We start from the raw sequence: 12,602 nt of genomic DNA on the forward strand, positions 1-12,602 counted from the left end.
GTGATGGATCAGTCAATTCTTCTCGCCGATCAATGACAAGCGCGCACAACATTTACTCTCCATTAAAAAAAGAATGGGGCATCTTCGTGCTACTCATGTTGGGACTGGCTGCTCTGTTGAGTTATCCCGCCGGTCTTGGTCAAGTCGATCGCTTCATCTATGACAATTTGATCAAGGCTACACAACGCCCTGCGTCCGATGAAATCGCCATCATTGCAATTGACGATGTCAGCCTTGCAAGCATAGGTAGATGGCCATGGTCGCGCGCCACACACTCCATCCTTCTTAATATTCTTGCCGGAGCTGATGTAAATGCCATTGGCATGGATATCATTTTCTCTGAGCCGAGTACGGTACCTGAAGATGATGTACTTCTTGCGTCGGCGATTGCAAAAACCGGACGCACAGTGCTGCCGGTCTTGATAGAACGTACTGCAAGCGGTCCCAAAACAACACTGCCCTTACCTGAGTTAAAAGCTGCCGCAAAAAATCTGGGGCACATTCACTTCACATTCGATGCCGACGGCATTGTACGTAGCGTCTATATGCAGGAATCCCTACACGGAGTGTCATGGCCGCAGTTTGCGTTGTCAGTATTCAATACCGGAAAAGGTAATGATGACCTCAATAATGCGGGCGCATATCCAGATAGCAGCAATACAGAAAATGTAGACGACACCGAGAATACGATCTTGAGTCATATTTTCAAAAATCATACGCTGGAACGTATTCCTTTCGCCGGTGCACCCGGGCATTTCAAAACTGTTTCTTATGTTGATGTTTTGTCCGGAAAAATACCTGCCAACTATTTCACCGATAAATATGTATTGATAGGTGCCATCGCTGCCGGCGTAGCGCCGACCTTTTCAACCTCGGTCACAACTGATCACAGAGCAATGTCCGGCGTCGAGATCAACGCAAATATTCTTGCCGGGCTGATAGAAGGTCGCAGTATTCACGATGCCGCACGATGGGCCATCATGTTATTTACGCTAGCAGCAACAGTGCTTGCAATGGCTGCATGCCGAACTTTTTCACCATTTATTGCTTTGGGATTAAGTGCCTTGCTACTGGCTTTGATCAGTGGATTTACCTATTTTATTTTTACAGCTGGGGTGTGGATTCCTCCTGCTGCGGCCATCCTGATGGTGATAGCTGTTTATCCTCTGTGGAACTGGCGTCGACTGGAAGCCGCATTAAACTTCCTCAGCGAAGAATTTACGCGTCTGAATCAAAATACCGCGATCGTTCTGCGGAATAACGACATATCAATCAAACCCAAAAATTCTGATTTTCTAGACAAGCAAATTACCGCTATGCGCATCGCGGCGGATCGCTCGCGCGACATGCATCAATTTGTAATCGACAATCTCAACAGCATGCCAGATGCCACGCTGGTCTTGTCACCAAGTGGCGAGCTGTTAATGGTGAACCGCGTCGCCCGCAAATATTTCGCCAGCATAGGATTCAAAGCTTCGGATCAACCGACGCTGGATAGCATCTTTGAAAAATTCGAACCCTATTTTGAAACGAATGCAAAACGTTCCAGCTGGCGCGACGTTTTGCTGCAACCCACTGCAGCGCACGAGGTAGTTGAAATAGAGACGCGTGACATCAACAAGCGCGAGTTCCTCGTCAAATCAGCTCCTTCCCGCATGGCCGATAACTCGATGCTGGGATGGATCGTATCGCTGGTGGACGTTACGACACTGCGCGCGGCGGAACGCCGACGCGAAGAAAGTCTGAATTTTATCTCGCACGATATGCGTGTGCCGCAGTCATCCATTCTTGCGCTGATACAGCTGCAGAAGAATCCTGCTACCGCTTTTCCATTGCCGGAATTCCTCGGCCGTATAGAAAAATCCGTGGAAACCACACTCAATCTGGCTGATAACTTTGTTCATCTAGCCAAGGCAGAGTCGCAAGCCTATCAATTGCAGGATGCTGACTTCCCTTCCATATTGGCCGATGCAGCAGATGACATGTGGGCTTTTGCACATAGCAAATCAATCGCGATCGTCATCAATGCACAAGTGGAAAATTACTGGATCAATGTGGACCGATCATTGCTGGTTCGTGCGATCGGTAATCTGCTCTCAAACGCGATCAAGTTCAGTCCTTCAGGTTCACAGGTTGTCTGTACAGCGAAACCAATCCAGACCGATTCAGGCGGTTACATCATCTGCAGCATCTCGGATCAGGGGAAAGGGATTGAAGCGTCTGAACACACGGCAATTTTTTTACCATTCCAGCGTGCTGCCGAACAAGGACGCGATGGAATAGGACTGGGATTGGCTTTTGTAAAAATGGTGATTGAACGCCATGGCGGCACGATCGATGTCAATAGCGTGCTTGGCAAAGGCAGCATCTTCACCATCACACTCCCCTGCGTGATTGAAGCGAACGAAATCTGACACGCAGCATGAACAAGATATTGCGCGTCAAAGTATTAATTGAAATAGAAAGCAAGAAATGAAAATAGCAACATTGGAAGATGATCCGATTGAGTCCAAACTCATACAGCGGATCCTTACCGATGCCGGACACGACTGTACTGCCTTCGTAACAGGCCAGTCGCTGATCAACGCGCTGCCTTATCAAACCTTTGATCTGTTAATACTGGATTGGCATTTGCCGGACATGACAGGAAAAGATGTCATCGAGTGGGTCAGAACTAATGTGGGCGAAGATATTGTCGTCATGTTCCTGACCAATCGCGTGCTGGAAGAAAACATCGTGATGGGTCTGATGGCGGGTGCCGACGACTACATGACCAAGCCGATACGTGTAGCAGAACTGTCAGCCCGCATACACGCGCTATCAAAACGTCTACGTCGTCCACAGCCAGGCGAAGCCACTCCTGCGCTACCAGCAAGCAGTGCGATCGAAGTGGGCGTGTTTCATTTTGATTTGATGCGAAAGATTGCGAAAATACGCGGCGAAGCGGTTGAGTTGAAGCCTAAGGAATTTGATATTGCTGTCCTACTTTTTCAAAATGTAGGCCAACTTATTTCAAGAGAAACCATCATGGAAGAAGTATGGGGGCGCGAGCTGATGATGACTTCACGGACCCTTGATACGCACATGTCGCAAGTCAGAACCAAATTGCAACTGAAACTGGATAATCATGTGCGACTGACGACTATCTATACCATCGGCTATCGTCTGGATACATTCTAGAAACTGGAATTTTTTGGCTTACAGCAAATCAAGCCGATAGCCCAAAGAATAAACCGTCGATAGCTTGATTTTATTTTCCGGACTGAACATCAGTTTGCGTCGAACTTGAGAAATGTGCGTATCAAGCGTACGCGAAGTCGTAACCAATTCCCTTCCCCATACTTCTTCCATTAATGTTTCGCGCGACACGATGGCACCTGCATTCTGCAAGAGCAGCAACGCGATGTTGAACTCCTTGGGCTTCAGTTCAATGGCGACGCCATGTACTTCTGCAGTTTTCAGTATTTTGTCCAAGCGGTAAGCACCGACTTCCAACAGACCGTTATCTGCAGGCGTTGTCGATCCTGACAAGCGACGCGACATCGAATGTATGCGTGCCAGCAATTCTGCCGAGCGTGCCGGCTTCACCAGATAATCATCACCACCTGCCATCAAGCTGGCAACGATATTTTCTTCCAGATCGTGATTCGACAAAAACAGAACGATTATTTCTGGGCCCAGATTTGTTCTGACCCAGTTAAGCACGTCGTAACCCGTCATGTCGGGCAAAGCCCAATCCAGCAACAATAAATCGTAAGCGTCTGTCTTTAGATTTTTCAGCAGCGATGCTCCGGTGCTGAATCCTGTACAGATATGCCCTGCCCTAGTCAAAATCCGCTGTATCAGTTGCGCTTCTACCGCATCATCTTCAAGTACTGCAATCTTCATTGTTCGCCCTATTGATCTATACAAGGCAAGGACATCGTGAAAATTGCCCCGCCGTTTTCTGCATTTGAAAACACGATACTGCCGCCGTGTTGATCAAGCACTGCCTTGACGAAAGACAGGCCCAAGCCGGCACCCTGCTGCAAAGGTTGATCAGCACGATAAAACGGCGTGAACAAAGAGGCCTGATCAGCGGCAGCGATGCCATTGCCTTGATCCCTGATTTCATAAACCACTAACGCAGGTTTTTTACTGCGATCAATAGATACAGCACAACTAACGATCGAATTCGGCGGGCCGTATTTGATCGCGTTCGATAACAAGTTGGATACTGCCCTGACCATCAGTCGGCGATTGACATTGACCCAACACGCCTCTTCTTCAGTGCGCAAGGTAATCGTCATTGACTTCTTGTTCGCCAATGCCCACATATCGTCATTGGCATCCGCGATGATGTCCAGAAAATCGGCTTCGTTGAAGTGGTAGATTTTTGATTCGGCTTTGGCGAGATGAACAAAATCATCAGCCAGCATCAGCGTGCTGTGTGCGGAACGCTCAATCTTGGCAAACAGTTCATCCAGATCCAGCGCTGTCTGGCTGTCTTTTTGCAATTCAAGCAGAGCGAGAATTGCCGATTGCGGCGCGCGCATATCGTGCGATATCAGCGTCAGTTGCTCGCGCGCGCGCTTCAACTCAATCTGATTTTCGACGCGTAACTTGACGACGGCGGTGCTCAAAGGCTTGGTGACATAATCCATAGCGCCCAATTGCAAGCCACGTGTTTCTGCCGCGACGTCGCCCAGTGCGGTAATAAATATAACGGGGATATTGCGCGTCTTGCGATCAGCCTTCAAGCGTCTACACACTTCGTAGCCATCGATGCCTGGCATCATGACATCAAGCAAAATCGCATCGGGTTTTGCGGTGGCGGCAAGTTCCAGCCCGTGCTCGCCATTCATTGCAAAGATCACTTCGTACTCGTCATCAAAGATATCGGCGATGAGTTCAATATTGGTCACCTCATCATCCACAACCAGAATCTTTGCTTGCTGTACCCGCATCTTACTGCCCTTTGCTTTTTAAACTTTTTGAACCAGGTCAAAACTGTTGTCAAAATCACCTCGAGCTTTTGGTGCTTACGTATCCGATTGTATCGTCGCAGCAAAAAAGCTGTTGCGGCCCTCCGATTTGGCCTTATACAAGAGCTCGTCTGCCTTCGCGACAAACATCAATGGTGATCGGCTAGGTTCGCAATTGCCCGTCACCACACCGAGGCTGACGGTAACCTGATCAGTGATGTCGATACCATCTTGAGCGATCTTCAGCCCAGCTATCGCTGTGCGTATTTTTTCGGCAATCGCCTTCGCACCTTCATGTTTTGTTTCCGGCAGTATGCATACAAATTCTTCTCCACCATAGCGCGCGACAAAGTCCGTTGAACGTATCATGCTACCCATTACGCTAGCGACTTGCTGCAGGCAACTGTCGCCGCAGATATGCCCATGACTGTCGTTGAATTTTTTAAAGTGATCGATATCCAGCAAGATCAATGAAAGATTGCCGCCACTACGAATATGCCGTGCATATTCTTGCAGCAATACCTTGTCGAAGTATCTGCGATTTGCCAGCTTTGTGAGTGCATCGGTCAACGACAACTGGGTCAGTTGCTCACGCGTACGCTTGAGTTCGATCTGATTATTCACCCGCATCTTGACGATGGCAGGACTGAACGGCTTGCTGATGTAATCCATCGCACCCAATTCAAGTCCCAGCGTTTCTGACGCGACATCGCCCAACACAGAGATGAAAATAATCGAAATCGGACGGGTCTTCTTGTCTAATTTCAAACGACGACACACCTCGTAGCCATCTACATCCGGCATCAAGATATCCAGCAAAATGACGTCAGGATTTTCGCTTGCGGCAATTTCAAGCGCACGCTCACCGTTGGTTGCGAATAGAACGTTGTAATCGCTAAAAATTCCTGCTATCAATTCGATATTACTAATCTCGTCGTCCACTATCAGCAAACGAGGACGTGGTTCGATCATCAGCATCGTCATCCTTTCAGATCAAGTTTTCTTGCAAGCTCATCTATCGCATCCAGAGCAACAGAGAACTGCAAACCATCCAAGGCTTGTCCCAACACGTCCAATTCTGCATCGACGCCGTAACTCTGCAAGCTTGCTCGAAGTGGCAGGAACAATTTGCGGGCTTTCAGATTATTGCTGGCGATATCTTTTTTCAGTTGCACAATCTGCAGGGCAATCTCTTCCATATCGATCTCTGCAGAATTTTTGGATACGGTTTCAGATTTAGCGGCAGCAGGTTCCGCTTGGACCAATGATGCAGCGGCAGCAATCGCAATGCTCAACGCTGTTTCAAACCGTTCTATTAGTTCAGCTGCATTATCTGCCTCCTGATCGTGATAAGCCCTTTCCATCACATCGGCCACATCACGCAATTCTTCGGCTCCCAGCGTCGCAGCGACGCCTTTGATCGTATGTACCAGACGCTCTGCGTCATCGTGTCTTGCTTGTGCAATCAATCCGCGTAGCTCAAGCGCGGCATGCTCATAACGTTCGCGGAAACTGAGTATCAATCGACGCAGCAAAGTGCGCTTGCCATTGGTACGAATCAGCGCCAAACGTATATCGAAAGGCGGCAGCTCATCAGGAATATCTTCGCTTGGCAGCATTTCTACCGAAGTTGGCAAGACATCTTTCTGCGGACGCTGCACGCGTGGTTTCTTCGCCAGCCAATGCGTCAAGGTCTGCGTCAGCTTTTCGGGATCGATCGGTTTGGTAATGTGATCGTTCATGCCGGCGTCCAGACTCTTTTCACGATCACCGGTCATCGCATGCGCTGTCATCGCCAGTATCGGCAAATCATCGAAGCGTTTTTCGGTACGTATCATCCGGGTTGCCGTCAGACCGTCCATTTCCGGCATCTGTATATCCATCAAAACCAGATCGAATGTTTCGGCGTAAATTCTCTCAACGCCGATACGACCATTTTCTGCGATATCAACCACCATACCCAAGTCGGTCAGTAACTCGATTGCCAGATCACGATTGAAAGGATTGTCTTCCACCAGCAGAATACGGCGCCCTGCCAGATTTGAAGGAATGTTCAATTGCAAGCCGCGCTGCTGAGTGCTTCGCGGCGCAGCATCTTCATGTTGAATAAACATTTCTGCAATCGTATCGACGAGTATTGATTCATTGACCGGTTTGATCAGGAAACCATCCAGCCCAGTGTCGCTCGCCAGTGCCATTACTTCTTCACGGCCAAAAGCGGTCACCATCAAGATCGCCGGTAGGCGCGACAGGTTTTGATCGCTCTTGATGCGGCGCGAGGTTTCTATACCGTCCATCTCAGGCATACGCCAATCCATCAACACCAAATCAAATGGCAGGTTTTCGCGCGACGCTTGCTCCAATCGCGACAACGCTTCTGATCCTGACGATACGGCCTCTGCCGTAAAGCCATTCGCATCCAGCATTGCGCGCAAGACCACGCGCGCGTTGTCGTTATCGTCAACCACCAGCACACGCTTGCCACGTAGTTCAGCCAAGCGTGCACCAATACGCGTAGGTGATGTCGTCTTGCTTCTGCCAAGTACAGCCGTAAATGCAAAAGTGCTGCCGATATCAGGCTCACTCTCGACCCATATGCGACCACCCATCATTTCGACCAATTGCTTGCTGATCGCCAGCCCCAATCCTGTGCCGCCATATTTACGTGTAATCGATGTATCGGCTTGCGAGAAGGAACGGAACAATCCGTCCATCTGCTTTTGCGTCATGCCGATACCGGTATCGCGTATCGTGAAGTGCAAGGTTGCTGATTCAGCGTTTAACTGTTCAGGCACGACCGACACGACGATTTCGCCTCGCTCGGTAAATTTGACTGCATTGCTGACCAGATTGACCAGCACCTGGCCCAAACGCAATGAGTCGCCCACCAAATAGCGTGGTGTATCTTGAGAAATCGAAAACACGATTTCGATATTTTTTTGCTCAGCCTTCAGGCCAACCACGTCAGACAAACTATCCAGCAATTCTTCCAAAGAAAACGTCATTTCTTCCAGCGCCAGTTGACCGGCTTCAATTTTGGAAAAGTCCAGAATGTCATTGATGATGTTGAGTAGTGCGTGCGCTGAGTGATCGACCTTGGTCAGATAGTTGCGCTGCTTTTGGGTCAGATCGGTACGTTGCGCCAGATGCACCATACCGATCACAGCATTCATAGGTGTGCGAATTTCGTGGCTCATCATCGCGAGGAAGGATGACTTGGCCAATGCAGCTTGTTCTGCGGCCAGCTTGGCTTGCTCCAGAGCGACCGCCTGATTCTTCATCTCTGTAAGTGCGGATTCTGCGCTGTGCTTTGCTCGTTCCAATTCCAATGTACGAGTAACTACCAATTTTTGAAGTTCTTTTTCTGAGCGATGAGAAAGCTGCAATAACTCATGCTGCGCCATTTCCTTCGTAACACGTAAAGCGTAATAGCGGCGACTGACACCATAGAAGACAATGAGGAAAAAACTCATTGAGCTTACATATATAAGGTTGGAAGACAGCCAACTGCTCGGTAGTAATTGGTTAGATACCGCAGACACGTATGCGTAGGAGACCAACAGTTGCAAACCTCCAAAGACGAAGGTCAGTCTGATTTCATTGCGACTTTGCAAAGCAGGCTTCCACAACAGTAACGCTGTGATAGGCAATATCACGACTATGATCGTAAGATTAAAAACGTATAACGCGTAACGATGATATCCAATGGCTGAAGCAATCACGACCGAAACACATATTGCCCATATGATGGAAAGGCATACTTGCGTTGTTTTCGGTCGATGGCGATGCATTCCGACAAACACAAAAAAGAACTGAATACACGCGCCCACCATGAAAGTAAAAGACGCTGCGTAGGAGAGGACGATTAAACGGGGGGAATCTGGCATAAGGTATTGCTGCCAAAGTCCTGTCGATGTCAAAGTTATGAAGACGCAACCTAAAACATACAGGGCGAAAAAAAAATATACTCCATCACGCATAACTCGTTCGAACCACAAGCTGGCAATTACGAGCAAGATGTAGATGCCGATGTACAAGCCGAATGACAATTGTTCCTTTGCGACGGCTGAGAGGAATGTACCAGGCTCCCACACCGTCAGCTTCGTGGTTCGCCACATACCGCTGTCCAGGCGCAGATAAAACGTCCTGTCTTGCGCTGCGGGTAGCTCCAGTTTGAATACCGGATTGCGATACGCCACGTCGCGATAACTGAAGGGAAGAGTTGATCCGGCCTTCTGATGAATGAGGCGGCCATCGGGTAGCGCGGCATACAGGTCGAGACGTTCGAGCATCGCCGGATCAATCTCGAGCCAATGTTCCTGAAGATCGGTTCGCTGGTTTTTTAGAGTAAAGCGTAACCAAACGACGGAATCAATAGCTTCCCGTGTCAAATTTCCTGCCAAGGGCTTGAAGAGACCGTCCGATGCCAGGGCTTGCTCGATCGACCAACTTTTGCTGTGATCAATTGCAGCAGTCAGATGACCTTCCAGACTCACACGTGGTGCATCAATTAGAATTGCCGCCAAAGAGGGTGCCGAGACCAACAAGCACGTGATGGAAAATATCCATCGAATTAGTGCATGCATATGACAGACCTGCCAAAATAAAAACGGCTAATGATCGTGATACATAAAAGTGATAAAAAATTCATCAGATGACGTCGATATCGGTAGAAAAACAAAGTTAGCGCTGACTTCCACACGTCTGTTCGGCTGCAAGAAATCAATCCGTTCTTTGAACGGCTTTAGCATTTTGCATGTTTTGACTGGCTCCGTGAGTCCTCTTCCTTCAGAGGAAATCGGAATACGGACTCCGCGCTCCACCATATAGAGTTTGACCGTGTGAGCCCGTGCTTCGCTTAAGCGCTGATTATAAGTCTTAGTTCCCAGAAGGTCCGTATGTCCGACAATTGTCAGCGATTTGACCTCGGCAATTCCATCCTTAAGTTTTGCAATCATTTCATCAAGCTCAATTTTTCCCATTGGCAGGATGTAAGCTGGTGGCGACTTGTCAAAGCGGAACAGAGCATCTGCCGACAATGTCAGCTTAATCGGTGGGATCGGCGTTTGAAGCAAGCAGTCTTTTACAGCATGCTCTGCAGCCTTATTAGATATTCGACAATCTGTATAAACGTTTTGGCATGACGCCAGCGAGCACCTTGAGACGATTCTTATGTGTATCGCGGTAAGCGGCCCAAGCTGAAGCTTGTCTTCGTGCAAATTGCCGCCATGTCGAGACGCGGGCTTAGAGAGAGACAAGTCGTCTCTAGAAAATCATTTTCAAAAAAGTAAATTTTGAAAGCGAAGGAATTTTCAACTCAGTGGCGCTAAAAGAAAAAATACGCGACACTCAAGTTAATGTAATAAAAATGACAAGAGCGACTCATGGTCTCTTGTCACTCTATGAATTTGAATGAGAATTTTTGAAATTCTAAAGAGGATTTACCACCGTGCTTCGACGCCAACGATAACTGCTCGAATCTGCCCTGGCCGGAACACAGCAGTAGAAGTGCCGGGCACCCTTGCATCCACCACCAAATCAGAGGTAGAGGCGTAGAACTTGTTGGTTAAATTTCGAGCGTCCAAGAAGATGCGTACACCGTTGCGGGCAACATATCCTCCGTTCAAATTAATAATCGCATGACCCGGGGCCTTCAAGGAATTGGCCTGATCTGCATACCAGCTTGATCCCACGGAAACGCTAGGCCCGATGTAAAAACCATCGCGATGTCGAAAAGTCAGACCGGCCTGCACGACGTGGTCAGGAATGCCAGGAAGCTTGTTATTTTGGTACTTCGCGTGATCATCGAAACGGAAATGATTCCATGTGTATGCGAGGTTCCAGTCAACCGTTCCGGACCAGGCTGGTACGCCTTTTGATCCATTCAATCCGAACTCCAGTCCGGAGTGATAGGTAGGCGTGTCGATATTCATATTTACCGCAGGTAGAACCGGGCTGGTCATGTTCGCCACCGATAACAGTTCTTGATCGATGTGACTGCGGTAGACGGCGATGTCCCATGCAAATTCACGCTCTCCTCCGCGCGTGCCTAGCTCTACAGTTGTCGCTTTTTGCGCCTGCAGTGTGCGTGTTATTGGTGGGAATAAGGAATACTTGTTATAGAAAGACAGGCTCGATGGCGCTTCGTGACTACGGCTTAGATTTCCATAGAGCTGTGCATTATTACTACCAAGATCCCAGATCGCTCCTACTTTTGGATTGAAAGCATCATAAGTGCGCGAGGCAGAACCATTCGGGTATTCGGTCAGAAAAAAAGGTGTGCGATTCTCGATCTTCCGGCTTGCTCGACTAATTTGTGCACCGGCAACCAAAGCAAGACGCTCTGTCGCATGAAAAGTATTCTCGGCGAAAATTTCCACGTTTGAACGACGATCCTGCACTGTGCCTGATGTGGTCAAAGGAGATAGAGGATTGGGATTAACAATAAGAGAATTGTCACCACTACCACGTCCAAAATTGACGCCCCACACATACTGGTTGCGATGACCGTATACATCACGGTTAACTTCGTGCCGTAACGCGCCGCCGTAATCGACAGCATCATAGAGTACTTTTACCGCTGAAGTCGGCGAGTCAAACTTGGTCCCAGTGTGAAAAAAGCCCAATGCGAGCTTATCTCCATTAGCTAAATCAATATCATGCTGGTAAGCGAGATGCCAGCGGGGAGATGTTTGGATATGGGCTTTGGCGGCGAGGCTGGCCCGATCAGCCTTACCTGGATCATTCAGCACCTGGGCGATGGTGAGCGTGCCTGGCAACCCCCCGCTGTACTTTTCCTCCGTCAGGTGCAGGCGACCTCTGGATGTTGAGCTGAAGGCATACCCGATATTTGCATAAAGCCGAGACGAACGCTCTGCACTATTCTCACGAAACCCGGCAGATTCATAATGGGAAACCGATGCGTAGGCGTCTAGTTCGTCACTAAAGACCTTACCCCCTTTAACCTGACTCCGCAGTAAGCCATCCGATCCCGTCTCGACTCGTGTCTCAAAACCCGGGTTGCTGTAGGCCGTTGGTGAAATTAAATTAATAGCACCACCCAAGGTTGCGGCACCGTATTGCAGAGAACTGGCTCCACGATATATTTCTATACGATTGGCTACCAGTACATCGGCATATATCGCCTCATTTCGATCATCGAGTCGCCCAAGCGGTAGCCCGTCACGTAACAGCCGCACGCCACGTATGCCCGAAGAAGAAATTCCAGATCCACGAATTGAGATTTTTGCAGCTTCTTGCCCAGACGGACGCTGGGCATACACTCCAGGCATACCTGCGAGTGCATCTGCCAGGCCGATCACAGCATGATCACGATTATCTTCAGTAAACCGTATCCCAGTGTTACCGGAAATGCCACGCATACGTTCCCGTGCTGCTACATGGTCTGCCCTGTCTTCTCGTACGTCTACGGAGGGAAGGACTTGCGGTGAGTTACTAGATTCTGCAGAAACGGGGGATGCATACAACAGCCCAATTCCAATCAGGTAACGCAACGACGAGCAACTTCTAGTCATGGGAAATAGTAAGCAAAATAACTTGCGATCTGCCGAAAAAGTGGTGATACAGAATTGGCTTACTAAAGCCACATTAAATTTATGTCAAATATTAAGGGCTAAT

The 12,602-nt window shown here is 48.8% G+C and carries 8 protein-coding genes; 2 read left to right on the top strand and 6 right to left on the bottom strand.

Annotated elements, in window-relative coordinates:
• Positions 1-95 precede the first annotated feature (95 nt).
• Together Q7T66_RS03565 and Q7T66_RS03570 are read left to right on the top strand one after the other, a co-directional pair.
• Positions 96-2,414 (top strand): CHASE2 domain-containing protein, encoded by a 2,319-nt coding sequence (locus tag Q7T66_RS03565; protein ID WP_304931924.1) that lies wholly within the window; start codon positions 96-98, stop codon positions 2,412-2,414.
• 58 nt (positions 2,415-2,472) lie between these two features.
• Positions 2,473-3,180 (top strand): response regulator transcription factor, encoded by a 708-nt coding sequence (locus Q7T66_RS03570; RefSeq protein ID WP_304931925.1) that lies wholly within the window; start codon positions 2,473-2,475, stop codon positions 3,178-3,180.
• An 18-nt stretch (positions 3,181-3,198) separates the two neighbouring features.
• Here Q7T66_RS03570 and Q7T66_RS03575 read toward each other — a convergent pair whose 3' ends face one another.
• The 6 genes from Q7T66_RS03575 to Q7T66_RS03600 form a co-directional block, all read right to left on the bottom strand.
• A complete protein-coding gene (locus tag Q7T66_RS03575) occupies positions 3,199-3,888 on the bottom strand; it encodes a response regulator transcription factor (protein ID WP_304931926.1) in 690 nt (229 codons plus the stop codon).
• Between the two features lie 8 nt (positions 3,889-3,896).
• On the bottom strand, positions 3,897-4,946 hold the full coding sequence (locus Q7T66_RS03580) for a hybrid sensor histidine kinase/response regulator (RefSeq protein WP_304931927.1): 1,050 nt from the start codon (positions 4,944-4,946) through the stop codon (positions 3,897-3,899).
• 75 nt (positions 4,947-5,021) lie between these two features.
• Positions 5,022-5,942, bottom strand: a complete 921-nt coding sequence (locus Q7T66_RS03585; RefSeq protein WP_304931928.1) for a diguanylate cyclase domain-containing protein — start codon at positions 5,940-5,942, stop codon at positions 5,022-5,024.
• A 2-nt stretch (positions 5,943-5,944) separates the two neighbouring features.
• On the bottom strand, positions 5,945-9,550 hold the full coding sequence (locus Q7T66_RS03590; protein ID WP_370691604.1) for a response regulator: 3,606 nt from the start codon (positions 9,548-9,550) through the stop codon (positions 5,945-5,947).
• 27 nt (positions 9,551-9,577) lie between these two features.
• A complete protein-coding gene (locus Q7T66_RS03595; protein WP_304931929.1) occupies positions 9,578-10,183 on the bottom strand; it encodes an OmpA family protein in 606 nt (201 codons plus the stop codon).
• Between the two features lie 222 nt (positions 10,184-10,405).
• On the bottom strand, positions 10,406-12,346 hold the full coding sequence (locus Q7T66_RS03600) for a TonB-dependent receptor domain-containing protein (protein WP_304931930.1): 1,941 nt from the start codon (positions 12,344-12,346) through the stop codon (positions 10,406-10,408).
• Positions 12,347-12,602: the final 256 nt, after the last annotated feature.

The organism is Herminiimonas sp. (assembly GCF_030655415.1).

Excerpts from the sequence above, each read along its gene's own strand:
- Q7T66_RS03565 (WP_304931924.1), top strand. The coding sequence starts at position 96 with ATGTTGGGACTGGCTGCTCTGTTGAGTTATCCCGCCGGTCTTGGTCAA.
- Q7T66_RS03570 (WP_304931925.1), top strand. The coding sequence starts at position 2,473 with ATGAAAATAGCAACATTGGAAGATGATCCGATTGAGTCCAAACTCATA.
- Q7T66_RS03575 (WP_304931926.1), bottom strand. The coding sequence starts at position 3,888 with ATGAAGATTGCAGTACTTGAAGATGATGCGGTAGAAGCGCAACTGATA.
- Q7T66_RS03580 (WP_304931927.1), bottom strand. The coding sequence starts at position 4,946 with ATGCGGGTACAGCAAGCAAAGATTCTGGTTGTGGATGATGAGGTGACC.
- Q7T66_RS03585 (WP_304931928.1), bottom strand. The coding sequence starts at position 5,942 with ATGCTGATGATCGAACCACGTCCTCGTTTGCTGATAGTGGACGACGAG.
- Q7T66_RS03590 (WP_370691604.1), bottom strand. The coding sequence starts at position 9,550 with ATGCATGCACTAATTCGATGGATATTTTCCATCACGTGCTTGTTGGTC.
- Q7T66_RS03600 (WP_304931930.1), bottom strand. The coding sequence starts at position 12,346 with ATGCGTGGCATTTCCGGTAACACTGGGATACGGTTTACTGAAGATAAT.